A 23,706-nucleotide genomic window follows, 5' to 3' on the forward strand; every position below is an offset into this window, starting at 1 on the left:
TCAATGATACCAATTTAACGGACGCGGGAATAACCCCACCGTCCAACAAGGTATTTAACCGTCATTGAACTACACGACGTTAAAATACTAAGATGTTAGAGGAACAAGGTTGGTATGTCGCATATTCTTATTAAATACAGGAATTATTTACTGGGTGTATTTATCGGCGTAGCGATGCTTTTCTTATACTTGTTTGAAACAATACACAATGGTGGCTTTTATGAATCAACGAAAACCTTATTTATTCCAGTAGGAATAATGATTTTCGCTTTTTTTAAAGTTAACTTATATAAATTAAGAACTTTGTTTTGGCCAGATAACAAATGGAAACCATGGCTTTATTGTGTAATGGTTTATTTGGTTACTATGTTGATGGTTTGGCCATATTATGTAGCTACAAATGTGTTGTTATCTAGTAATAAGTCGCAGTTGATATCAGGTGATATATTAAAAAAATTTAAGTCTGGCTCTAAATCAACAAGCTTTAATGTAACTGTCAAAGATGAGCTTACATTGGTTGAATATGATTTAACTGTTGGGGAAAATAAGTTTGAGCAACTAGAAATTGGAGCTAATTACTCTGAGTGTTTTCATGTTGGAGGGTTTGGGATATTGTACCGGTGGCGCAATGTTCCTCTAACAAGCTGTTCAAGCGGGACAAAAAACAGTTTGCTGTTTCGTTCCTCAACATTATAGCAAACAATTTTTAGCCCCTTATTAGGGCCTTAAAATTAACTATGCATTATTTGTTACTTTGTTTAAAAACACAGTCTTTAAAGACAACACATTTTTTATCCTCCAGATTATCCAATACCTAGATTGACTAGCGTAGTAGGTTAACCTGTCCATTAATGGAAACTTCATTTTTTGTCCCTCTTGGTAATAGAAACAATCTTTTGATTGCTTTAACCAATCGGTATCTGATTTATTTTTAACATGTAAAAAACTATAGGGATTAGACAAACGTATCTCCCTGCGCATTTTAATTTGTTCTGGGGTACGTTCTGCATAGTGACGGCATATAGGTGAAGGATGATATAAACTTTGACAAAATGGCGGCACTTTACCACTGATTTCTTCTGGCCAATTTTGGCTAGGGGAGTTTCTGAAAAAACGCGGCTCACGCCAGTTTATTCGGTAATACCTGCGTCGCTCAGACACATTTAGCGACTTATCTTCTTGGTCATACACAGCTAAGTCTTTGTCTGTAAAATAAAACTGCGCCTGCCATACTCGCATTTGGGTTTTATTACGTTGCATGGCTTTACACAACATGGGCCTTGGGTCTTCAACTAACAATTCGTCAGCATCTAAGATGTACCACCAATCAGATGGCGAATATTGTTGATGAAACATGTTATATACCCGGTTTCGAAATTGATTACGGTATATTTCATCGGTGTGGGCAGTAATGACCACTCTTGAGTCGCTGGCTGCTTTTTGCTGAATTAGTTCCCAACTGCCGTCAGTTGAGCCATTGTCGAATACATATATGGTGTCGCAGAAGTTTAATGCGTTTTCTAACGTCTCCAAAATAATATCTGCTTCGTTTTTTATAATACAAATTGCATTTAATTTCATGATCTTACCTCGTACTACTGTGAGTTGGGATTAGCAGGTTTTGTTTAGTTTTACTAAACCTGTAACACGTGAAAAAGTCGATAAACCGATTAACCAAAACGTAAACACTTTGTGGTGTAGTGGTTTGAACTTACAAATAGGATGCTTTAATAACTGCCCTGCTGTGGCCAACTTTCCGGCCTGTAAATTTAATTTAGCTAGGTCGCAAACGTGGGCGGCGCAATATTTAATAATGGAGCGATTCAGAACTTCGTCTTCTATGTTTTTTGAAACCCATACCAATAAACGTTGGGCAAAGGGCAATATGTCTTGGGGCAAATGCCTATCACAGGCTCTATTTTCACTAGCGGTGTGATAAAACATTAAAATTAGCGGCGAATATACAATTTGCGAATGTAAGGCAATTTGTGAAAACAAAGCTTGGTCTTCGCCCATTACTTCTCCTACAGGGAACCCGCCTAACTGATTAAATAGTATTTTTGAAATGATTAAACTCGAAGGCATAAAAGGTAAATCTCCTTCTGCACATATCGCAAAATAATTATCTAGAACGGTTCCCTTTGATGAAATGTCTCCTATCGCTAATTTAGGATCGATATAACAGCCCGCTTGCCCCACCTTTTGATAATTGCTAGCAAAACATTCATGTTGAGGGTAGCGCTGGATCAACGCATTCATTTCATATAAATAAAACGTTGACCATTGGTCGTCGGCATCGATAAACGCTATATAGTCATTCTTAGCTAACGCTACGCCATTATTACGAGCAGCAGACACCCCCTGATTCTTTTGGGTCACTAGGGTCAGATTAGCAATTTTTAAGCTGGCAACCTTTTCTGCGCTGCCGTCTGTTGAGCCATCATCAATCACAATAATTTCAGACGCAGGTAAACGCTGATCACATATTGATAAAATGGTGCGCTCTACACTTTCCACTTTGTTATACAAAGGGATCACTACTGAGAACTTCACTGGGTTCATGTTTTATCTCCAATTTAGAAGCGCAGCTTGCACTGCTTCTTCCGGTTTCAGAGTAGGTTTTGCAAAGCCTATGCCAAGGCCTTGCGAAATTTGCTGTGCAAGGGTTTCAGGCTGGATGTTTTGGGCGTCAAATTGGTACTCTGATGGCACCCCAACCTGCTCACACCAACTGCTACATTTTTTATGATAATTAATTGATAATGCTGGAGTATTTACTAAATAAGAAAGAATAGCCGAGTGCAATCTCATGGATACAGAAGCCTTAAATCCAGCGATGCGTTGCAACACTTTAAATGGGTTTGGATCGTAAGGAATATGAGTAATTGAAACCTTATTTGAAACTCTGGCCATAATCTTTTTATGAATATGAAAATCCCCAAATTGCGAATGACCATTAAAATCTAAAAGTACAATTGGCTCGCCAGTTTGAAGCCAAGTTTGTTCAATTGTTTGCACTGCCATGTCTAAACGACTTTGTTCTTGTTGCTCATGAACATTGCCAAATGCATCAATAGCCAATTGGCAAAAATTGAACATGATCCCCTTACGTTCAATTGATTTCACCTTACGTTCTTCGTTACACAGCAGTAATGGCGCGAGATCGAAGGTTAACTTAATATTAGAATTTGGCGCTAAATCTTGAGCTATTGCAAAACTTTCGGGATCTCTAATACCGATAAAACCACACTCATTTAAAAACTTCGCGCAGGCTTTTTCAGCTGCAACAGAGTTAAACGGGCCAATACCCACGCCCACACAACGACTTGCTTTTTTACCTGCTAAGCGGATCAAGTGACGTTTAAACTGAATGTCTTTTTCGCTATGTAATACTGATCCTCCACCAAATATCACTTTTTCACTTTGCAACGCATTTTTATAATGCAAAAGCCTGTGATGTCCACGAAAGCTGGCTGTGGGTAATGCTTTAACATCACCAAATTCATTACAGTTAATGTCACTGGCGCTGCTCACTAGGTTATACATTGCGCCAAGTTTATGCTGACTAGCCCAACGGGTGGTATACAACAACACGTCATCTCCCGTATTTTGCATCCCGTAATACCCCATAATATATGCATGGTATTGTTTAAACATAATTACCTCGAATCTATGTATTTTTAAGGGCCATTCCCATCCAAAGCAGTGCTGGCCAGTATAGGTAGGCTAAAATTTCTAAGTTTTCAAAAAAGCTATAACAAGTAAATACCAACAACATGCATAATGCAGCGCGAGCTTGAGTATTTTGTTGGGCGAAGATAAATAAATAAATTATGGTTATTAGCATAGGGATCGCCAATGCTAATAACCCCACTAGCCCTTTAACAAATAGCAACCCAAACCAAGTGTGGTGCGAGCCAATAGGCATAAACTCCACCAACTTAGGGCCTGACTCAACTATGCCATGCCCCCAAATAGGAGCTTCAGCTTGCCAGCGTTGGATAGCTAAGTTTTCTAATGCCGCTCTGACTCTGGTAGAAGCTGGGCGAGCCTCTTTAACCTGTTGAAATGTGTCCATAATCCATTCATAAACGGGCTCCCCTAAAACCAAAACAATCGGTAGAAACAATCCAACTGATAATAACAACCAAGGGTTCTTCATGTGTTTGGCAAATAGAAACGTCGGTATGATTAATATAAAAATGGCCCATCCCGCTCGAGATTGAGACAAAAGTGCCATGATTACGCAACCGGCCACCCCCCAGTTTCTCCAAAGCTTGTCTTTTTCTTGCAAACAAAAAATCACAAAAATACAACTAAGAAATCCCGCGGCCGGCGCCCATGGCGCAAAAAACTGCCAACGACCTGCACCGGTTTCTGGATTAACTCCATACAGGCTAACCATAAAAAAGTTATCCCCTGCTCCACCTAATATTTGCAATGGAGAAATAAATAAATGCCCTGGCAAACGTGCCATATAAATTACGAAGGTCACTATGCCAAATATGGCTGTATGTTTTCCTACGATACATGCTGCTCTTATCAATGATTCTGGTTTAACGTTAACGATTGCGCCTAAAACCGGGAACAGACCAATCAGTGCCCATCCCTTTGCCCAACCAACTGAGCTTTTAATGGTTTGTGTGGTACCCAAATACCAGTTTGAGTGAGCGACCCAAAGACTAATCAACATAACCATCATGCCCACGACCCAAAACCAAACCAATACAGGTACTTGCCTAAAAGGGTTACCGCCTTCAACAAATGCTCTAAGACTTACAAGCCCCAATACCAACCAACCTAATGCAGAGCCAGTAATATACAAACCACCTACAGCGTAAATGGGATAGGTGCAAACTAATGCACCATAAATTAGCTTCTGTTCAACAGTGCTTTGATGATGCGTCTTCGATTGCATAATACGGTCACTCCAGAAGTAATAAAGATGAAGCCTACTAACGCTGCAGCAAAGCCAAGCTGTGGAATAGGACTGTGGATATCAGTAGGTAAAGACGGTTCGGTCAACAATTGCACAACAGGGTAAGACGCAAATACGTCGGCCTTTCCTGCTTCTAATCTGGCTGCTGCAGAGGTAAATACGGCTTCAGCCAAATCAAATTCGCGCTGTAACCTGTCTAAAACGGCAGACTCTCTAGCATATATTTTCAATTGGTCACTGAGTTGTAATTCAGAACGTTCTAAATCTACTAGCTCAGCTTCAACCCCTTCTCGACGGGCACTTGCGTCAATTAAGTCGGCAAACATTTGCGCTCTTTTGGGGTTCATTTCTAAATCTAAACTACTAAAGGTGTTAGCTGCATGCGGACCAGCAATATCGCTACTACGCTGTAAAAGGGCTTTACGAGCAGCGTTATACCTTTGCTGCTCAGCCGCCACTTTTGGATGACCTTCCCCCCAACGAGATTGAAACTCAGAAAGTTGCGATGTGCTCACGTCTAATTCTTTTAATAAACCACGAAACTCAACGTCAGATTGCAAGATGAATGCTTTACCTGCTAAATCAGCAGATACACCTAATTTTTTACTCAAACCAAAGCTATAGTCACGAAGGTTGGTTTCTTGAGCCTGTAAATATAATTGCTTTTCTTTAATGGTTTGCAAGCTTGCTACCAATAGAGTGAATTGCTCTTGTGAGACTAAAAATGATCCTTCTTGAAAGGCCAGTATGTTGGCTCGCGCTTCGTTCAACCTAACTCGATAGTCAGCCAATACACCTTGAATACTTAAATCACGACTGTTTACTTCATCTGCTCTTAAGCGATCAAGCTCTTGTTGCAAACTTTGATATAAAGCCCAGGCTTTAGCCTGTGATTGTGCAGCACTGCTGCCTGTAATACTGACGGCCAAAATTGAGGTTTGTTCAGTTAAGGCTATTTTAGGTTGTCCAAATGCCATTAAGGATAAAGAGGTTTTCTCTCTGGCAAGATTGATAACGCCGCGACTTAACAACATTTCTTTATAGTTCACTCGCGGGTTAAATCCGCCTACGGAAAAAGGTGCACTCGTTTGTGAAACAACCTGTCCTACATTATCAATAGATACGCTAGATGATGCGCCCGTACCTGGTAAGACAAGCTCCAGTTCGCTTTTGTAGACTGGTGCTTTGTTTAAATACAAGGTAACAATCACGCCAATAAACATATATCCACACAAAGCAAACACAAGATATGGCCATTTAAGCACTCGGTATACAAATGCTCTAAAACGCTGGAACCGCGTTGGGAGAATAATAGGATACTGCATGCTCATTACTCCTATAACAACTTAAACGGTGACAAAATCTCAACAAACGTACGAGCAACATCCCGTAAATTAGTTATGCCAGAGTCGTAACAAGCAATAGCATCGTTAGGCATAACATAAGGATTGATATCATCTCTGTTAGCTTGTCTCATTAACTGCTCAACCGAACGTTCAATCACCTGAGTTTCATTAGTTAAAGGGTTAATACTTGCCAACATCACTTTACGTGGCGCGTTGGTCCACTCTTTACCGCCAATACAGTTAGCCGAGACAGCTGCTTGCAAAAGCTTAGTGCCGTAAGGCAAGTTGCTTGAATAACGCCCCACTCCAGCGCCTGAGTTACTGGCCGCTGAATCGATCAAATTTGACATAAATACACGAAAGCCTTTTGGCGTAATCTGGCTTGGGCGAACTAAATGAGACTGAAAACACCCTGTGCTTGGCACAATGACCTGATCGCCTGCTATCAACGGATAATCTTTAGTCGGCATGCCCGACAAGATGCCAGATAGGTCTACTTCTATTTGCCAGCCGCGACGTAATAAGATCACTTGATCTAGCTTAGCGTCGGGTCTCACACCATAGGCGGCGCGAATAGCCTCAGACAATAACCTCTTGGTACTGTAATCACCCGTTGCCACCACTCGTTGATCCATTTCTGCGTTAGCATTTTTAGCATTGATAAGCACCCTACCAGGCTGAAACACAGCACCAGTAACCGGTACTTCAATAGCCGCAAGATGTAATACTTTTACGTGAACAGTTGCAGTAGCTGCGCGAAACACCTTGGCTTTAATTAATGCTAACTCTATTTGTTGTGAAAGCTCTCTTGGAGACAAACCTGAAGCATTAATGGGTTGAATAATGGGCAGGGTAATTAAACCAAGGTTATCCAAAATATAACTTCCATTAAATCCTTCGCCATATTCCATCGTCACTTCTAACATGTCACCTGGACTTAGCGGTAATACATTACGCGCTGGGTTAACTTGGATAGGCAAAGGCGCCTGACTCGGTGCTGAAGATAATATAGGTTTATCTACCCGATAATTTAAAGGAGCGGCAAACTGCGCTAAATCTTGACAATCTAGTTGGGCTGCAAACACTTTACGCGGCACACTTTGCTGAGAAAACAATTCTCCAGCTCCATTTTTTGAACCGTAAAACCCAACATGAGTATTATTAACCGCCTGTAAACTGTCATTTTGTGCACATCCGAATAAAGTCAATGCGCTGAATAAACTTAAAATTAGGTTGGCTTTGTTAGGTTTTCGCTTTTGGCTTAATAGATTTTTCATTCGCCGCTCCACTTTGGATCTTCGCCTTAATTACACTAATATTTTAATAGTTGCAGCAACTAGGCCAACCCTTAAAAAATCATAAACCTTTGTTTATAAACGTTTTATATAAAACTAACTTTGATGGATTTTGCAAAATGAAAAGGAGTAATAAGATGATTTTTGATTTGCGAATTGCAAAATGAAAAGGATTTAGCTTAGTAAACCCTCAAAAACTTGCTGGAAGTAGGTGTTAAAGTCAAAAATGTAGAAGCAGTTGTAGAAATAAGCGATCAATAAATTCAGTTATGAATCAGAGCTATTGATCGCTAGCTAAAAACAATAATAATTAAACTATGTCGTTTATTATGATAAGCCTAATACGCGCCTTTTGCGGCCACGACACAGGGTACAGTTAATATTAGGATTTTCATGTCTAACCAAATGCTTTGTTGGTTTAGATAATCATTGTCTAATAATACTTGAGTGCTAAAGTCGGTGTCGGCCCTGCCTGAAACCTGCCATAAACCAGATAAGCCAGGTACACCATTTAATCTTCCTAAAGCTGAGGTTGGATAGGCGTCGACTTCAATTGATAATGCGGGCCTTGGGCCAATTAAAGCCATGTCCCCCCGAGCTACGTTAAATAATTGAGGTAACTCATCAATTGAAAATTTACGTATAAATGCGCCAACTTTAGTGATCCGAGGATCGTTCCTATATTTTTTACATACCCCATCTCTATCACTTTGTGTTGGATCAGGCTCTGTATATTTTGGATCTGACGACAAATACATAGAACGAAATTTATACATTTTAAAATGGCGACCGAATTTACCGATACGATCTTGACTATAAAAACAACTGCCTCTACTTTCGAGCTTAATTAAAGCCACGACTATTAGTAGTAAAGGTGAAAGTAACATTAATCCAAACAAGGCTGCACTGCGCTGCAACCAAATTGGAAGCCCTTTATGATTACCTTCAGAGTCAACATTTTTATGTTTTTCTATTTGAGGTTTGGCAGCTTTGTTTAAAAACATAGTTAATGAATAATTCATAATTAAAGCCCCCTGTTAGCTTGGTTAAGCACAAAAGTGCGGAATAAAAACAATGGATTCCCGATAACATAACGATTGAATTTAGTTCTAGGCTCTTGCATTAAACGCCAGATCCACTCAAGACCTAGTTCTCTCATCCACATTGGCGCACGAGGTATTTTTCCAGAATAAAAATCAAATAACCCCCCCACGGCTAATGCTGTCCGGCATTTCAATAACGAAGCTTGTTTATTAAGCCATTCTTCTTGGACAGGAGAGCCCATGGCCAAAAGTAAAATATCAGCATTTGATTTATTTATGGCCTCAGTTATGTGAGATGTTTTATGCTGAGGAAAATATCCATGATGAGCGCCAGCTATACGTAAACCAGGGAATTGATTACGTAGATTATTAGCGGTTTTTAAAGCAACGTCTTCTGAGCCACCCAATAAATAGATAGATAATCCTTCATGAACAGCGGCCTTACACAAATGAGGTAACATATCGGTACCATTCACATTTTCTTTTATGTTGATACCAATTTTTTTCGCTGCTAAACGTAAGCCCGAACCGTCAGCAAAACAACGATCGGCAGAGTTAATATTGGTAACTAGCTGTTTGTGTTTAGCAGCAAGGTTTACCGAATTAACGTTAGCAAAACAGCCTATTTTACATTTTAAATTTGACTCTCGGTTTTCTACAACCCAACTCACTGCTTGCTGCATTGACACATTATTTATCTCAAGCCCGAATAATGAAAACTTTGCAGGCGTCGCTAAAGATTTGGTTTTACTGCTGTAAATAAATCGACTGATAATGCAACGAGCTAAGAGTGAGATGTACCTACTTATAGAATAGGAAAACTGCTCTTGCAGAAGTGTCACTGAATCTTGCGATGTTAAACCAGTAGACCTATGTAACCGAACAGCGTTAAATAAACCGGGTAATATAAAATTATAGTTACGTAATTTATTTTTTTGGTCTTGGGAAAGGGTTAACCCAATAGGCATACCACAAAGAGCTAGTTGCTGACGAAATACAGCATATAAAATCAGACTATTTTTAAATAACCCACTGGTGAATTTGTAGTGTTGTACCATTCTATTTAAACAGTCTTTGGTTTGAACCGTTTTTAATATAGGCTTATTTTTAATTTTAGCAAAAAGCACATTGCACACTAATAAAGGTGAAATAATTACCAGTAAAAACATACTTACAATACGATCGAATTTGGAACCTACAATCTCTGAATTATTAACGTTAGCTGTTATACTATTTGGGGTTATGAGTTGTATTGATTTGTTCGACATACCATTCTCCACTTACAACAAAATTAGATTTATTTAGTTATGCCAACATCCTTATTAGCTCAGTTAAATAAGTTATTGCGTAAGCCGTGCCAACTTAAAAAAAGCTCGTAAAGCATTGTTTTAAATAAATTTATTTAATTCCCACTAAATAAAAGCAGAAAGTCGACAACGTGATTTTTTCATTTTGAAAATTATAATGAGAAATTTTTCAATATTGAAAATGATGTACGAAGAAAGTAACAGGTGTGGTACTTTTGATAGGAATATTGACTCTAGCTTGCAGCGCCTCAAACGAAAAGTTTAATAACAAGTAAGGTTAAATTTGGCTAAAAATCTTATAGTACTTGAGTACTCTTTGAGTCAAAGTAACTAAGCTATCTTGGTCTGCCTTGCTAGGCGTAAGACGACTTGAATAAGATTGAAATTCAGCAAAAATTCTAGTTAGTCTTGCAAGTATCTTGTGACTCAAATTTAACCCAAAGCTTCGGCGCAATGGCCCAAAACTAAAGTGTCGTATGTAATCTTTTAACTCAGGATCATAGGTGTTGTTCCAACGTCGGTCTATGGTTGTGACAAACTCACAATTTGCTGCATATTGAATAATATGGCCGTTCTCCCCCCACCCTACATCATTCACTTTATCAACATTGATATGACGATTAGCAATGACCTTTTGCAACCATAAGCACATCTTTGGGCAATTTTTACCTAACATTACGCCTGAGTTGTATCTACCACTATAACTCTTGGCCATATATAAATATTTGTTTGGTTTAAACACTGAGCTAAGTTTAGGTGCAATAGGATTAATAAAAGCATCTGCATCTACAAAAAACACATCATCATACCCTGCTTTTAAGGCTTCTAACATTAGGGTAAGTTTAAGCCAACAACACTCAACCCCCACTATGGTGGCATAAGGGCGAGTAACAACTTGATAATGATACCCATTATTTTCTGCGTACTTTTTATGTGAAGCAATACAATCTTTGTACAGCCATTGATAGCCATTTATTGCAATGCTAAAAACCAGTGTTCTGGGTTGCATGGCTCAAACTCCTCTAAAACTAAACGGTAAATTATTTATTAATAAGCGGTTCAAATTCCCTACTGCAAGAACCAATCCAGTCATAAAGTTACTCAAAATGAGAAAAAAACAACCTAAATTGAGACTAAATTCTATAACGCATTGCAAATTGCGAATTCAATCGTGTTTTTTAAGCAATCTAAATCACTCATAATCCTAAGACATTGTTTTAATTGTAAATATTTAAATGGCATAAACTTCGCTATCAAGAATTAAGTACCTAGGAATTTATCAATCCAGTAAGAGTACCTACGTTTCATTAAGTCTTGGAGATATTATTATGCAAACAAAATCCAAAGTAAGCATTTGGCTTACTCTTTCCATGGCCTGCTCGTTAGCATGGTCTACAGAGCAAGTAAACGGTCAATATATTTGGAAATTTCTGTCTGGGCAAAATTGGCCTGAAGGCTACAATCAAAATATTGGTAAACCCGATAATTTAATATGGAGTCGCAGCGAATATACAAATGATTTCTTTCAGCGAATTAATAATGCATTACCAGAGAGCGAATTAAACGAAGCGTTTATTACAGATGATGCTGGTTCAACTATTTATTTAGAAGAGACAGCTGAAGTGTTTGTCACTTTTATTCATGAAGGAGCTGGATATAAAAACTCATTTGGCTTTTTTACGTTTGATGCCAATAACCCACCTCAATCACCTGATCAAGTGCAGGAGATAATTGTATTTCCTAATTTGTCTTACCCGCATATGGCGAAAGGTCATCGATTAAGTTTAGGGATCCACCCAGCTGATACCAGCATAGGATTCTTTATTGTGGCAAATGGATTCAATTATTATTCAGGCGTCAAATCTAGAAAATCACCTTACTATTATTCGTTACAAGACTTAAATCCAGAGCAAGATCCTGCGTTACGTCAACACGCTGTGCTGCTATACGACGAAGAGGTCTCAGAAGTCATCTTAGGCTTTGAAGACTTACCCAGAACTTGGGGAGACAACGACTTTAACGATGCTGTGTTTGCTATTAAATCTACGCCGGAAACGGCTATTAGCAAAGTTAATCTGAATAAAGTGCCTGACGTAAACGACAGTGATGCTGATGGCGTATTTGATAGCCAAGACGAGTTTCCAAACGATTATCGCAGGGCTTATAGTAGTTTTTTCCCTAATCAAGATAGCTATGTCACTTTGGCATTTGAAGATAACTGGCCAAGTATGGGGGACTTTGACTTTAATGACTTAGTAGTCAAGGAGAGATTACAAACCACCTATGACGCATCAGGACTAGTAAGTGGCTTTATTATTCATGGTTTAATTACCGCTCGTGGTGCGCAAAAATCGAATGGGTTTGCATTGCGCTTAGTCGATACATTGCCATCGCAAATAGAGTCAGCCTATTTATCCATAAATGGTAATACTTATCAGAAATATCCTGAATCAGCTCAAACCGATGCAGTTGTGTCTATTTGGGGAGATAGTAAGGCGTATACCCAAACAGGAAAATCAGGTAAATGTTCGCATTTTAACACCAACAAAGCCTGTGACTATTTGGCGCCGGTGCCATTCACTTTTGATGTGAGTTTTACTCATTCACAAACAGCGTTAAACCATTCCGATTTTGACTTTTTCATCTATCGTACTAACGATAGATCTTTAGAAATACATATGCCCGGTTACGCTCCAACCGATTGGTTTAATTACTCCAGGTTTGGGCGTGCTGATGATACCTCAGACGCGAGTCAGGGAAGGTATTTTAGAACAGCCGAGAACTTACCTTGGGGCATTAAAATTAGTGATGATTGGGCTTACCCAAGAGAATACATAGATGTGTTATGGGCATATCCAGACTATGAAACTTGGGTTGAAAACTCAGGTCAACAGGCTGCGGATTGGTACAAAACCAGCAATCGTAAAACTCATTACTATTTACCTTTAATTCAGGAGTAACTTGATGCTAAATATTAAAACCTTAAACATATGGTTAGCTATTTTTATGCGAGTCGTGAACAGATTGGGAATGATTACAATACTATGCTTAATCAGTTGTATGTCATTTGCTAATCAAAATTATGACGCTGATATTCAGAAATTACAAAATAAGGCAAGTAAGTCTTCTGACTTATATGTTGAACCTGAGTTTAATTTTAAAACCTATAAGAGCATCACCTTAGATATTGTGGTAACCAATGAATTCGGAGACCCAAGTGCGAATGTGATCATGCGAATATCTTCCCTGCCAGTTGGCGATAATATTGGAACAGATGAGTTATGGGCTAAAAAATCAGTAATTAGTTTAGTTCGTACTGACCAATTTGGTCGTGTATTCCGGCAGATAGAAGTATCAAATTCAGTAAATTCATTATTACTAGAATTGCACCAACAAACAGCTAATAATATAGTTGAACTTAACTTACCTGATTCTTTATATGTTAGTCATACCTTTGAAATTCATTAAGTATTTAAGGGATTAATTGGGCAGTGAAAACTGTTTGTTGAAGTTTCTGCCCAATTTAATTTTTTATCAAAAGTAACTTGGTGCATGATAGGTAAATAAAAGTAACCTAGAGCATCATAGGAAGTCAGTTATGAAAAAGAAATCTGAACCTAACGAAATAATTACTCCAAGAGTTCTCATAGTTGACGACGAAATAAATATACTACATGCAATGAAAAGATTGCTGAGATCAAATGATTTTGAACTTAACTTAGCGACTAGTGGTGAAGATGCATTAAACCAGCTTAAATCCGAAAATGTAGATTTGATCATTTCCGACATGAAAATGCCTGGCATGTCAGGTGCCCAGTTATTTAGCGAAATTGCAACACTGTACCCAGATACTTATAGAATTTTGTTGACCGGTTTCGCAGATATAGACTCAACAATTAAAGCCATAAATGACGGGAAGATCCATAGATATATTCAAAAGCCTTGGAATAATGAAGCACTCATTGAGGCGATTAACGAAGGTTTGGAAAAAATTAAATTAAAACAACAAAACACTCAATTACAAGCCCTTTTGGAGAAACAAAACAGGTTATTGAGAAACCTCAATGCAAACTTAGAGGAAAAGGTAGAAGCTCGTACAAAACAAATTAAACTCGCTTTAACCAGAATAGAACAGGATCATAAGGCAACACAAAAAGTGTTGTATAACCTAGTTAGTGTCAACCCTAATCTAGACGGTGCATTTGCCAATAGCGTTAGTTTATTAGCCAAAAGGCTAGCTAAATCATTATCTTTGCCTGAAGAACAAATATCCGCCATTGCATTTGCCTCACTCATTAGTGAAGTGGGTCTTCTTGGACTTGAAAGTTCGCTATTTACCCAACCCTTTAGTAGTTTAAATTTCAATCAAAAAGAGGATTACTTTGAGCAAACGAATGTTACTCAACTACTGCTTAGCCCTGCAGAGCACCTACACTCTGTTTCAGATATTATCAGGTATCAATTTGAACAATATAATGGCAACGGTCCGCATAAACTAGCCGAAAATAAAATACCAATTGGTTCCAAAATCTTATCCGTTGCAAGAGATTACTGGCTATATAGTTTTGGCCGTTTGACCGGCTCAAAAATGTCAGCAGCCGATGTTAGAATTACCATGAAAAAGTTTAGTGGTACTAAGTACGATGAGAAAATATTAGATATATTGCTCAAAAATCCAGACTTTGCTTCAAGTGAATTTATTGAATCACCAGTTCAGGCTAATTCAATCGAACCAGGCATGGTGCTTAAACATAATATTTTTACTGACAACCATATGTTACTTTTAGCAGAAGGGCACATATTTACCGAATCAACCGTGGCTAAGCTTATGCATTTTGAGAAAGCTCAGAAACATCCTTTGTCTATTATTATTGACGAACAGTAAACTTAAATAAGTGGAAAGGTTATATTGAAAGTTGTACCTTTACCTAATATTGAATCTACTTCAATTGTTGCTGAATGGGCTTCTAAAATTGCATAAGAAATCGATAAACCTAAACCAGTACCCACTCCAACAGGTTTTGTTGTAAAAAATGGTGTGAACAGTTTATTTACTGTGTCCTGATCCATTCCGCTACCACAGTCAGTTACATGCACAATAATAGAATCTGGTAGCAATGTTTGACTTATTGATAACTGCCCGCCGCCTTCCATTGCATGAGCAGAGTTTATAAATAAATTCACAAAGACTTGCTGCAATTGCCCTAAATTTCCCAATACGATTGAATCAGCTACATCTAAATTGTTTTCTACTTGATGATCATATTTAAGGCTATTCCAGGCAATTTTAAGGGCGGCTTCAACACACTCGTATAGTGATATTTCAGAAAATTTCTGATCACCAGCATGAGAAAAACTTTTCAAGTTTTCAACGATCTCCTTCACGCGATCTAAACCTTCTAAATTTGTATTTAACAATAACTCTGAATCTTCTTGTATATAAGAAAATTCAATACTTTCACATAAACTATCATATGCAGCCTGATCAAATATTTGATCTGTAGCTAAATACTTTCTAATTTGAGTATCAAGCTCTTTATAATCATTAAGGTAATCTTGCAAAACCTGCATATTGGAATGAATAAAAGCAATTGGGTTGTTAATTTCATGAGCGACACCTGCAGCTAACTGCCCTAAAGATGCCATTTTTTCAGATTGGACTAATTGTCGTTTAGCTTGCTCTAAACTACTGACAGTATCTTGTAGTTGCACTGTCCTTTTTAAAATTTTCACGTCGGTTAAACGCTTACGTATGCCACTTAATAGGTGTGTACGAGAGGTTTCTAGTACATATAAAGTTTCTTCGTCGATATATTCAGCTGAACTAAAAAAAACAATCCAGGCGACTCTATTATTGAGTAACGAAAAGTTTGTATAGGTTATCCATTTATAATCATTTTTACACTCAAATGTCACATCATCGACTGGCGATACGAGCCAAGATTCAAAAGGCTCTTTTTGATTTAAAGGCAAAACCTGGCTAGTTTGCATGACAAAATCAATATCACTACGCCAACTGTTATCCCCCTGCCAGACCTGAACATTTTCTTTGTCTACGAATTCACTTCTATCAGTGACGAGATAAAATCCACAAGCAGCATCAGCAAACTTGCCAGTGAGAGAAACAGTTTGAGCCATGAGTTCATTTAAAGATTGTTCAGATGCAACCTCAATCGAAGCCTGACCTAAATAAGCTAACTCTGCCTGTTTTCTTTTGGAAAATGCCAATGACTTTTGTAAGGATTGATTGGTTTCATAAATCTCTAAAGAGTATTTCTCCAATTGATTTTCCGCTAAGTTGCGAGCCTTTTTTTCACGGGCAACTTTACGCTCTAATACAGCGATACGCTTTGCATACTCGTCGTTATTTAGATTCAAATTTTTTCTACTTCAAGCACACAACGTTTATCACCTTCATGTTCACATTCAGACTGAGTAACTATAACTTTCTGTTCAGTATGTTCTGCTAACCCGCGTACTAGGCCCTCACAGAAATAACATAATTTACGCGGAGATTGATAATGAAAGGATAATTGAGTGGCGGACTCGGATAAAAACTCAAATTCAGGAAGCAATGCATCAGGGTTTAATTTTTTAACTTCAATATGAATGAAATCTTGCACCGCATGCAAAAACTCAAAAACATCCTTAAAGTCATGTACACCAGGAGGGGCGGCATTATACAACTCTTTAAATACCCATTTACCAAAAGCAAATTGCGCATCTTTAGATGATATACTTTTCTTCTCAACTATCAGAGTGATTAAAGAAAATAGCTCTTGGTCATCATATGAGCCAACTGTTGTGTAGGCACCTTCACTAGTTAACTCAGCCTCATCTAACAATTCATCCCAAAATTCTTCCCCCCAAAGCTCTTCAACAAACTCATTAAACTTTACAAAAACGATACCTTTCATGGAGAACCCTCTTCAAATTTAGTCATCAGTATTAGTTAAAAAAATTAATTTTTCTAGCTTCAATAATGCATTCTAATATCAATTTAACTAAACAATTTCCAAAACCAACCTTTTGATAAATCCTCTTCACAGGTTTTTAATTGTTGGGCATAACGTAAAGAACGAGCTTTCACTTTTTTAGCCACACTTTTTAACCACTGCTTTTTGTGCTGACTGCCTCTACGATAGCCTCCCCACCCTTCGTGATAATTCAAATACTGCAACTCTGCATCCCATTTAGAAACGTTATTCATCTTGTGGGTTTTATTGATAAACCAGCCCATAAAATCCATGGCATCGTGAAAATTAGTTCTATCTGCCCAAGAGTTACCTGTTTCTCTTTGGTAATCTTGCCAAGTAGGTGTTTTAGCTTGAGAGTAACCAAACGCAGAACTTAATCTACCCCAAGGGATCAGACCAAAGAAGACGTACTTTTTACCTGGCCTAGCAGTGGCTTTGAATGAACTTTCTTGATACATCATAGACATGGGCACATGGATGGGTACTCCCCACTTTTTATTCATATCAGAAGCACTGTCATACCAATCATCTTTTTCATAAAAAATATCGCAGATATTGTCGATATTTTGTGGTGGGGTGGTACTGCAACTCATTAAAAAAAAAGTGCAAAGAACTGTCCATAAAATAAATTTAAAAAAAATTTTATTATTTTTGAACTTTCCTGACATATGCCACTCTTAATTTGCGTGTTCTAGTTATTGTGTGTGTTTCCTAGTAGTTATTTTTAAGCCTGACGCTCGTCAGGCTTTTTTTATACCTGTTCTAATTCAGTAGATGATTCAAAATAACTACGTAAAAACTCATCAAATGTTTGCATATCTTGTTGTTCGACCAACAATTGTTTTTGCACTGAACGACCAGCATGAGCGGTTAAATCGTCAGCAGTCATAAATTGATAATCTGTCGCCAACAATTGTTTTTTGTACGTATCGGCTAAATTTAGCCCGAAGCTTCCATTGTCTTCATTATTTTCCAACAAGATTTTTAAGATACGTGCTGAGGGGGTTAAACTTGGATCTAGCACTTTTTGTTTTTCAACTTCTACTGCTGCTGAATATTGATTAGTGTTATTTGCTTCGTCTAGCTCTGCAGCTACTTCGGCTAAATCAGAGAAAAGGCTTAACGCCCAATCCACTAAGCTAATAGATTCACCTTTGTGAGTTAAGTGTAAATTAGGCTCTCGTCCTCTATTCACCACTTCACTTAAATTGGTTTCAGTTTCTTGGTACAAATGACTATCAAAAAACTCACTAGGCTTAGTCACGCAATAGAGTAAAAATACATCTAAGAAATAAAACTGGTTTGCCTCAATACCTATTTGACTAAATGGATTGACGTCTAGAGCTCTTACCTCAATATAATTCACTCCTCTGTCATCTAATGCATCTGTAGGCTTTTCTAAAGAACGTGTCGGTTGTTTAGGTCTGATTGGCGAATATAATTCGTTTTCAATTTGCAATACGTTGCCATTAAGCTGCTGATATTGACCATCTTTTTTGCCATTAAATCGTTGATAATCAACTGATGGTTGACTAATAGCTTTGCGTAGAGAGTCGATATAAGTGTCAACTTGGTTGTAACAAATATTTAATCCCGACTGAGCACTATTGGTATAACCTAAATCACTCATACGTAAAGACGTAGCATAAGGCAAATAGTAAGTCCCCTTACCTATTTTACTAAACTCAAATGAGGTTAGTTTACCTTTAATAAAAGAGCCACATAAGGCGGGTGACGCGCCATATAAATAAGGAATAATCCAACAATAACGTCGGTAATTACGAATAAGGGCAAAATATGCAGCTGAAATTGTATCTTTATTCGCCTCTTGCCCTAACTTAGCTAGCCATTCTTGCCAAAAAGCTTCTGGTAATGAGAAGTTAAAATGCACTCCTGAGATGGCTTGCATCATACTGCCATATCGATTCTTTAAGCCTACTCGGTATAAACTTTTCATCCTTCCAACATTTGACGAACCATAATTGGCGATAGGGATATTGTCGTCACTCTCAATAAAACACGGCATGCTCATTGACCATAAACGTTCCTCACCAATATTTTCTAATACAAACTTATGTACATCGGTTAATTGGCCAATGGTTTTATCAATAGACACTTCGGGAGGGGTAATAAACTCTAATAATGATTCTGAAAAATCAGTGGTAATAAAATCATGGGTTAAAGCAGACCCCAATGCAGCTTGATGCGGCGTTTGAGCCAAACCACCATCTGGATTAATGCGTAGAGACTCCCTCTCTACGCCATGTAATATACCGACCAGTGTTTGTTTCACTTCTTTTTGTTTTAATAAAGTTAAACGCTGTGAAAATGAAGTTTTGTTTTCTTGCAAAATACTATCCACTATTAGGAAGAAACCTGAGTTACTTCACTGATTAAAGATTAAAAAACGGCTTAGCCTTGTATTGCCCAAACACCTAAAGTTTTAGTTTTAAAAGGTGGCTTAGGTTTAGAACGATAATATGTTCATTTTATTACGGCTAGTTTACCTGCACTAATTAAATAAAGTAACCACTCAAAATATCAAATTAGCTAACATTCACATCACGTAACAAAACTGTACAGACTCTGATATTATAATTATGTGTATTTAATTAGGGTAAATGTTATTCAATCCCCGACTAACACTAATACTTAAATGGATGGAGAAATTTTGACTGAACACGAATTAGCAACCTTTGACCAAGAATTCGCACTAAGCCAATTTAGTGGTAATGAATCTATACTGATTAAAATTTTAGACAAGTTCGTTAGTCAAAACGAAAGCTTTAATCAACAATTAATGGATAGCTTACAGCTAACAGATTTATCCACTGCTAAAATACAAGTACATACATTGAAGGGAGTAACAGGTAATTTAGGCATGAAAGCTCTACACCATGCTTGTAAAGATATTGAACATAACCTAGAGCAATTGGCAGCCGATTTACCCACAAACCCCGAAGCCCTGAACCAATTTATGCAACTTGTTGATAAAACAGTTTTAACGGCCAAAAATTATGGTGTAGCTGAAGAGCCTGTTAAAACACAAATGGATTCATCAGTTCAACCAGCTGAACCCACATCAGAAAAAGAAAAACTGATCGCTGCATTAAAAAGAAACGAATTTTTGTCAGACGCTAAGTTAACTCAGTATTTAGATAAGATTGAGCTGTCAACTGAAGATAAAGAACAGCTAATCAAATCAATCGACGACTTTGATTATTCAAAGGCAATTTCGTTACTAAATTAGGATATTCCCTCTTTGTACATAGACGTTTTGTTAGACCATCCTGACTTTGTGATCATCAATAAGCCAGCCAATATAGCAGTTCAAAATGAAAATGATAGATTAGGTATTCTGCCAAGTATTTGCCAACAATTGCAGGTATCAAAATTATGGCTGGTACACAGGTTAGACAAAGTGACCTCAGGTATTTTGATCTTGGCAAAACATGCACAAGCCGCCGCAATTTTTGGTCAATTATTCGAAAATAAACAAGTCGAGAAATATTATTTAGCTATCGCCAGCAAGAAACCTAAAAAGAAACAAGGCTCGATTAAAGGAGGTATGCACAAAGTCCGTGATGGAAAATGGATATTAAATTCAAATAATCAGAATTTAGCCATCACCCAATTCTTTAGTTATGGCGTATTAGCCAATATTCGATTATTTCTAGTTAAACCTTTAACGGGCAAAACTCATCAAATTAGAGTGGCGTTAAAAAGTTTAGCTAGTCCAATATTAGGCGATGAACTTTATAAAGGTGAAACATCAGATCGTACCTATTTACATGCTTATGCAGTCAAGTTTTGTTATCAACAACAAGAAATATTAGTGACATGTAAACCCAATTTTGGCGAACACTTTATTAGTATTGAAATGTCAGATTTTTTAAATAAACTTGCTTCACCTACGGCATTACCTTGGCCCAAAGTGAAATAAATTTAATAGAACAGATAAAGTGACTACTCAACTAAATGATAGCTCAATGAATATTGCCATACTTGGGTATGGCGCTATAGGAGGTTTAGTTGCAAGCCAATGCCACAAACTTGGTTACACATACCAAATTTTATTAAGAACACCTGAGGAATTAACATTAGAAATTCAAGATATTGAATTACAGCTTAATCATATTCAGCCAAACACTAGTTTAATTGACGACCCCCAACCCTTTGACTTACTTATTTTACCAATTAAAGCCTACCAGATATTACCTGCATTAAAGAGTATTAAACGTAACATAAAGCCTTACCAAACCATCGTTTTATTACATAATGGTATGGGCTGTATTGAGCAAGTAAAACAGTTGTTACCGGATAATCCATGTATTGCTGCGACTACCAGTTATGGTGCGTATAAACCCGATGCTAACACTATTAAACAAACAGGTTTAGGTGAAACACACTTAGGTTGGATAAACACATCACAGTCAGTCCAAAAAGCAAAAATCGAAACTATCTTATCTAACTTGCTCCCCCCTGTTTTTTGGCATCCTGATATTAGCTTGGCCCTTTGGAAAAAGCTGACAGTCAATGCAGTCATCAATCCATTGACCGCTACCTTAAATATAAAAAACGGTGAATTAGCCAAGCCGAATTATGCGAACCAAATTAAAGACATCATTACTGAAACACATGCTGTAATACAAAGCTTAGAGTATTCAATTTCTTTCGATGAATTATCAAGTCTAGTAAAAAATGTGATAGATAAAACAGCAGATAATTACTCTTCCATGCATCAAGATATTCACCACAAACGCAGAACAGAAATTGAATTTATTAACGGCTATATAGTCAACAAAGCCAATGAGTTGGGGTTGCAAGTACCACAAAATGAGAAGTTACTAAAACAAGTTCAACAATTAGAGATGAGGTAATCATCCAACCGAACAATGCTTTATTCCTATATATTCCACAGGCTTATTACTAACCAAGCAGCTTGGTTAGTTTAACCAATAAAACAAAGTGATTACTACTTCCAGCCCATAAGCCAGTTATCCGACATTTTTAGATCACGCCAATCGATTGCATATTCACTTTTTGTCATTACCGCTTGAATAATACATTCGGTCACTTGTTGATCTTCATTTATCTCAACGGCTATGACGACAAAATGTTTTTCTTTATTGGTCACCTTAGACCTAGTCCATTTACTGTTGAGTAAAGCCTTAGGGCTAACACGATTCATTTATAACGTAGCAATCAAACTTATTGAATAATTAAAGCCTACTGACTTTAACCTTGTAAATACCCTACCGAATATTTGCGTGAATAAAATTTTAAGTTCCATCAAAAATGAATAACCTGCCTACAATGATTTGTTGTTTGAGTCCCACACATTTCGTCATAAGCAGACTGATACTCAATTGATGCGCTATTTATATTTTTAGAGATAAGTAACTGCTTGGCTTCCACTAAAGAACTAACAGTGGCAATCTTTTCTGAGTTCATTAATGGTTTGAAGTTATGATTACTATCATATGCTCCGACCAAATAATGTGGTGAATCAGCCAATGCAAGAATTGATGGTGTTAAGTCAAAATTTTTACTTTGAGTTTGAAATGCCATAATAAATTTCCTCGGTGACTAGTTTTCAATATTACGGAAAACTCTCAAGGATAGATCACTTATTATGGTTAATTATCTTTATCAAAAACGCATGTGACCGCCAAGTATGGCGGATGCTAGAGTAACGCAGGAAGCAGTTACCGAGATTACGCTGAACCTAGTGAATAATCTTAATAAACCCAGTGCATAAGCGTGCGCAACGCATAAAATTGCAAAGCCATAACAAAACATCAAAGCCACGCTTACGCACAGCGTTAACACTTTACTCCCAAACAACAGACCGTTTGGGCGCCACTTTATTATCTTCATCAATAAAGCCTACTCCTAAAAAGCGGCCACTGTCGATACTATAAACACGTACTAAATCTTGTTCTTGATGTGTGTTATTCGAAGCAAAAAATACTGGATTGCCATTTCTAAAGAATCCTTCAGCAACAAGCTCTAGATCCACCGAACCTAAGGTTTTAACAGCTGAATCCATAGGTAACAAATGCTTATCTAACTCAGCAAAAGTTGCATCATCCATTAAGTCTTGCTGCTCTGGGTTAATCTTGTCACGTAATGCTTGCAACTGCTCCATAGTAAACGTTTTATCTACCGGATAATCTGTTACCTGGGTTCTGTCTAAACGACTCACATAGGCACCACAACCTAATACTTGTCCTAAGTCATCAACCAATGAACGAATGTAAGTGCCTTTACTACAATGCACTGTCATATCCACTTCATCACCTTCAAAGCGATCAATCGATAATTTAAAAATTTCGATATCTCTGGCTTCACGAGGAATATCTATACCTTGGCGAGCATAAAAATATAGCGGTTTGCCTTGGTGTTTAAGCGCTGAAAACATTGAGGGCACTTGTTTTATCGGTCCTTTAAACTGCTCGCAAGCTTCAATTAATTGCGACTCACTAACATTTACCGGTTTAGTTTCAACCACTTCACCGGCTGCGTCTGAGGTAGTAGTACGCTCACCTAGTTTAGCGGTAACTGAATAGGTTTTATCGGCATCTAATAAGAACTGAGAGAACTTAGTGGCCTCGCCCAAACAAATAGGCAACATGCCCGTTGCTAAGGGATCTAGTGCGCCTGTATGCCCAGCTTTAGCTGCATTAAAGATCCGTTTTACTTGTTGCAATGCGTGATTCGACGAACCACCTAAAGGTTTATTTAACAAAATAATGCCGTTAACTAAACGGCCTTTTCTTTTTCTAGCCATAAAATA

The 23,706-nt window shown here is 37.6% G+C and carries 23 protein-coding genes; 7 read left to right on the plus strand and 16 right to left on the minus strand.

Features of this window, described 5'->3' with window-relative positions:
• Nucleotides 1-114 precede the first annotated feature (114 nt).
• Nucleotides 115-696 (plus strand): hypothetical protein, encoded by a 582-nt coding sequence (locus tag L0668_RS20070; protein ID WP_235314519.1) that lies wholly within the window; start codon nucleotides 115-117, stop codon nucleotides 694-696.
• A gap of 39 nt (nucleotides 697-735) precedes the next feature.
• Here L0668_RS20070 and L0668_RS20075 read toward each other — a convergent pair whose 3' ends face one another.
• From L0668_RS20075 to L0668_RS20115, 9 genes are all read right to left on the minus strand, one after another.
• Nucleotides 736-1,581, minus strand: a complete 846-nt coding sequence (locus tag L0668_RS20075; RefSeq protein ID WP_235314520.1) for a glycosyltransferase family 2 protein — start codon at nucleotides 1,579-1,581, stop codon at nucleotides 736-738.
• A gap of 30 nt (nucleotides 1,582-1,611) precedes the next feature.
• On the minus strand, nucleotides 1,612-2,562 hold the full coding sequence (locus L0668_RS20080) for a glycosyltransferase family 2 protein (RefSeq protein ID WP_235314521.1): 951 nt from the start codon (nucleotides 2,560-2,562) through the stop codon (nucleotides 1,612-1,614).
• 3 nt (nucleotides 2,563-2,565) lie between these two features.
• Nucleotides 2,566-3,657 carry a polysaccharide pyruvyl transferase family protein gene (locus L0668_RS20085; protein ID WP_235314522.1) on the minus strand — a complete coding sequence of 364 codons (1,092 nt, stop codon included), beginning with the start codon at nucleotides 3,655-3,657 and terminating at the stop codon, nucleotides 2,566-2,568.
• A gap of 13 nt (nucleotides 3,658-3,670) precedes the next feature.
• Nucleotides 3,671-4,918, minus strand: a complete 1,248-nt coding sequence (locus L0668_RS20090) for an O-antigen ligase family protein (RefSeq protein ID WP_235314523.1) — start codon at nucleotides 4,916-4,918, stop codon at nucleotides 3,671-3,673.
• On the minus strand, nucleotides 4,873-6,264 hold the full coding sequence (locus tag L0668_RS20095) for a GumC family protein (protein WP_235314524.1): 1,392 nt from the start codon (nucleotides 6,262-6,264) through the stop codon (nucleotides 4,873-4,875). The genes L0668_RS20090 and L0668_RS20095 overlap by 46 nt, the downstream gene beginning before the upstream one ends.
• Before the next feature lie 11 nt (nucleotides 6,265-6,275).
• Entirely contained in the window at nucleotides 6,276-7,562 is a 1,287-nt protein-coding gene (locus L0668_RS20100) for a polysaccharide biosynthesis/export family protein (protein WP_235314525.1), read from the minus strand.
• A 356-nt stretch (nucleotides 7,563-7,918) separates the two neighbouring features.
• A complete protein-coding gene (locus tag L0668_RS20105; protein ID WP_235314526.1) occupies nucleotides 7,919-8,602 on the minus strand; it encodes a sugar transferase in 684 nt (227 codons plus the stop codon).
• 2 nt (nucleotides 8,603-8,604) lie between these two features.
• Nucleotides 8,605-9,891, minus strand: coding sequence for a WecB/TagA/CpsF family glycosyltransferase (locus tag L0668_RS20110; RefSeq protein ID WP_235314527.1), 1,287 nt, complete (start codon nucleotides 9,889-9,891; stop codon nucleotides 8,605-8,607).
• Between the two features lie 316 nt (nucleotides 9,892-10,207).
• Nucleotides 10,208-10,939 (minus strand): hypothetical protein, encoded by a 732-nt coding sequence (locus tag L0668_RS20115; protein ID WP_235314528.1) that lies wholly within the window; start codon nucleotides 10,937-10,939, stop codon nucleotides 10,208-10,210.
• 319 nt (nucleotides 10,940-11,258) lie between these two features.
• On the opposite strand from L0668_RS20115, the gene L0668_RS20120 reads away from it, so the two are divergent.
• From L0668_RS20120 to nosR, 3 genes are all read left to right on the plus strand, one after another.
• A complete protein-coding gene (locus L0668_RS20120; protein ID WP_235314529.1) occupies nucleotides 11,259-12,890 on the plus strand; it encodes an LruC domain-containing protein in 1,632 nt (543 codons plus the stop codon).
• Between the two features lie 70 nt (nucleotides 12,891-12,960).
• Nucleotides 12,961-13,398 (plus strand): hypothetical protein, encoded by a 438-nt coding sequence (locus L0668_RS20125; RefSeq protein WP_235314530.1) that lies wholly within the window; start codon nucleotides 12,961-12,963, stop codon nucleotides 13,396-13,398.
• Nucleotides 13,399-13,528: 130 nt separating this feature from the next.
• Nucleotides 13,529-14,815 (plus strand): response regulator c-di-GMP phosphodiesterase, NosR family, encoded by a 1,287-nt coding sequence (gene nosR, locus L0668_RS20130; RefSeq protein WP_235314531.1) that lies wholly within the window; start codon nucleotides 13,529-13,531, stop codon nucleotides 14,813-14,815.
• A 2-nt stretch (nucleotides 14,816-14,817) separates the two neighbouring features.
• On the opposite strand, the gene L0668_RS20135 is transcribed toward nosR, so the two are convergent.
• From L0668_RS20135 to gshA, 4 genes are all read right to left on the minus strand, one after another.
• A complete protein-coding gene (locus L0668_RS20135; RefSeq protein ID WP_235314532.1) occupies nucleotides 14,818-16,308 on the minus strand; it encodes a sensor histidine kinase in 1,491 nt (496 codons plus the stop codon).
• Nucleotides 16,305-16,847, minus strand: a complete 543-nt coding sequence (locus L0668_RS20140; RefSeq protein WP_235314533.1) for a heme NO-binding domain-containing protein — start codon at nucleotides 16,845-16,847, stop codon at nucleotides 16,305-16,307. The genes L0668_RS20135 and L0668_RS20140 overlap by 4 nt, the downstream gene beginning before the upstream one ends.
• Nucleotides 16,848-16,930: 83 nt before the next feature.
• On the minus strand, nucleotides 16,931-17,575 hold the full coding sequence (locus L0668_RS20145; protein WP_235314534.1) for a transglycosylase SLT domain-containing protein: 645 nt from the start codon (nucleotides 17,573-17,575) through the stop codon (nucleotides 16,931-16,933).
• A gap of 83 nt (nucleotides 17,576-17,658) precedes the next feature.
• Nucleotides 17,659-19,257, minus strand: coding sequence for a glutamate--cysteine ligase (gene gshA, locus L0668_RS20150; RefSeq protein WP_235314535.1), 1,599 nt, complete (start codon nucleotides 19,255-19,257; stop codon nucleotides 17,659-17,661).
• Nucleotides 19,258-19,578: 321 nt separating this feature from the next.
• Here gshA and L0668_RS20155 point away from each other — a divergent pair, with 321 nt between their 5' ends.
• The 3 genes from L0668_RS20155 to L0668_RS20165 are packed head-to-tail and all read left to right on the plus strand — an operon-like array spanning nucleotide 19,579 to nucleotide 21,787.
• Nucleotides 19,579-20,157 (plus strand): Hpt domain-containing protein, encoded by a 579-nt coding sequence (locus L0668_RS20155; RefSeq protein ID WP_235314536.1) that lies wholly within the window; start codon nucleotides 19,579-19,581, stop codon nucleotides 20,155-20,157.
• Nucleotides 20,158-20,169: 12 nt separating this feature from the next.
• Complete coding sequence (locus tag L0668_RS20160) at nucleotides 20,170-20,850, plus strand: TIGR01621 family pseudouridine synthase (RefSeq protein WP_235314537.1); 681 nt, start codon at nucleotides 20,170-20,172, stop codon at nucleotides 20,848-20,850.
• Between the two features lie 19 nt (nucleotides 20,851-20,869).
• Nucleotides 20,870-21,787: a ketopantoate reductase family protein gene (locus L0668_RS20165; RefSeq protein WP_235314538.1), complete on the plus strand. Its 918-nt coding sequence runs from the start codon at nucleotides 20,870-20,872 to the stop codon at nucleotides 21,785-21,787.
• Between the two features lie 95 nt (nucleotides 21,788-21,882).
• Here L0668_RS20165 and L0668_RS20170 read toward each other — a convergent pair whose 3' ends face one another.
• The 3 genes from L0668_RS20170 to truB all read right to left on the minus strand — a co-directional run bounded on the left by L0668_RS20170 (nucleotide 21,883) and on the right by truB (nucleotide 23,700).
• The gene (locus tag L0668_RS20170; RefSeq protein ID WP_235314539.1) at nucleotides 21,883-22,098 is read right to left on the minus strand and encodes a TIGR02450 family Trp-rich protein; all 216 of its coding nucleotides are present in this window, start codon (nucleotides 22,096-22,098) and stop codon (nucleotides 21,883-21,885) included.
• 101 nt (nucleotides 22,099-22,199) lie between these two features.
• Nucleotides 22,200-22,478: a DUF6482 family protein gene (locus tag L0668_RS20175; RefSeq protein ID WP_235314540.1), complete on the minus strand. Its 279-nt coding sequence runs from the start codon at nucleotides 22,476-22,478 to the stop codon at nucleotides 22,200-22,202.
• Between the two features lie 262 nt (nucleotides 22,479-22,740).
• Nucleotides 22,741-23,700 carry a tRNA pseudouridine(55) synthase TruB gene (truB, locus tag L0668_RS20180; protein ID WP_235314541.1) on the minus strand — a complete coding sequence of 320 codons (960 nt, stop codon included), beginning with the start codon at nucleotides 23,698-23,700 and terminating at the stop codon, nucleotides 22,741-22,743.
• Nucleotides 23,701-23,706 lie beyond the last annotated feature (6 nt).

The organism is Paraglaciecola algarum (assembly GCF_021532655.1).
Classification (GTDB): Bacteria; Pseudomonadota; Gammaproteobacteria; order Enterobacterales; family Alteromonadaceae; genus Paraglaciecola; species Paraglaciecola algarum.

Bases quoted from the DNA above. Each gene is read 5' to 3' on its own strand.
- L0668_RS20070 (WP_235314519.1), top strand. From the start codon at position 115: ATGTCGCATATTCTTATTAAATACAGGAATTATTTACTGGGTGTATTT.
- L0668_RS20075 (WP_235314520.1), bottom strand. From the start codon at position 1,581: ATGAAATTAAATGCAATTTGTATTATAAAAAACGAAGCAGATATTATT.
- L0668_RS20080 (WP_235314521.1), bottom strand. From the start codon at position 2,562: ATGAACCCAGTGAAGTTCTCAGTAGTGATCCCTTTGTATAACAAAGTG.
- L0668_RS20085 (WP_235314522.1), bottom strand. From the start codon at position 3,657: ATGTTTAAACAATACCATGCATATATTATGGGGTATTACGGGATGCAA.
- L0668_RS20090 (WP_235314523.1), bottom strand. From the start codon at position 4,918: ATGCAATCGAAGACGCATCATCAAAGCACTGTTGAACAGAAGCTAATT.
- L0668_RS20095 (WP_235314524.1), bottom strand. From the start codon at position 6,264: ATGCAGTATCCTATTATTCTCCCAACGCGGTTCCAGCGTTTTAGAGCA.
- L0668_RS20100 (WP_235314525.1), bottom strand. From the start codon at position 7,562: ATGAAAAATCTATTAAGCCAAAAGCGAAAACCTAACAAAGCCAACCTA.
- L0668_RS20105 (WP_235314526.1), bottom strand. From the start codon at position 8,602: ATGAATTATTCATTAACTATGTTTTTAAACAAAGCTGCCAAACCTCAA.
- L0668_RS20110 (WP_235314527.1), bottom strand. From the start codon at position 9,891: ATGTCGAACAAATCAATACAACTCATAACCCCAAATAGTATAACAGCT.
- L0668_RS20115 (WP_235314528.1), bottom strand. From the start codon at position 10,939: ATGCAACCCAGAACACTGGTTTTTAGCATTGCAATAAATGGCTATCAA.
- L0668_RS20120 (WP_235314529.1), top strand. From the start codon at position 11,259: ATGCAAACAAAATCCAAAGTAAGCATTTGGCTTACTCTTTCCATGGCC.
- L0668_RS20125 (WP_235314530.1), top strand. From the start codon at position 12,961: ATGATTACAATACTATGCTTAATCAGTTGTATGTCATTTGCTAATCAA.
- nosR (WP_235314531.1), top strand. From the start codon at position 13,529: ATGAAAAAGAAATCTGAACCTAACGAAATAATTACTCCAAGAGTTCTC.
- L0668_RS20140 (WP_235314533.1), bottom strand. From the start codon at position 16,847: ATGAAAGGTATCGTTTTTGTAAAGTTTAATGAGTTTGTTGAAGAGCTT.
- L0668_RS20145 (WP_235314534.1), bottom strand. From the start codon at position 17,575: ATGTCAGGAAAGTTCAAAAATAATAAAATTTTTTTTAAATTTATTTTA.
- L0668_RS20170 (WP_235314539.1), bottom strand. From the start codon at position 22,098: ATGAATCGTGTTAGCCCTAAGGCTTTACTCAACAGTAAATGGACTAGG.
- L0668_RS20175 (WP_235314540.1), bottom strand. From the start codon at position 22,478: ATGGCATTTCAAACTCAAAGTAAAAATTTTGACTTAACACCATCAATT.
- truB (WP_235314541.1), bottom strand. From the start codon at position 23,700: ATGGCTAGAAAAAGAAAAGGCCGTTTAGTTAACGGCATTATTTTGTTA.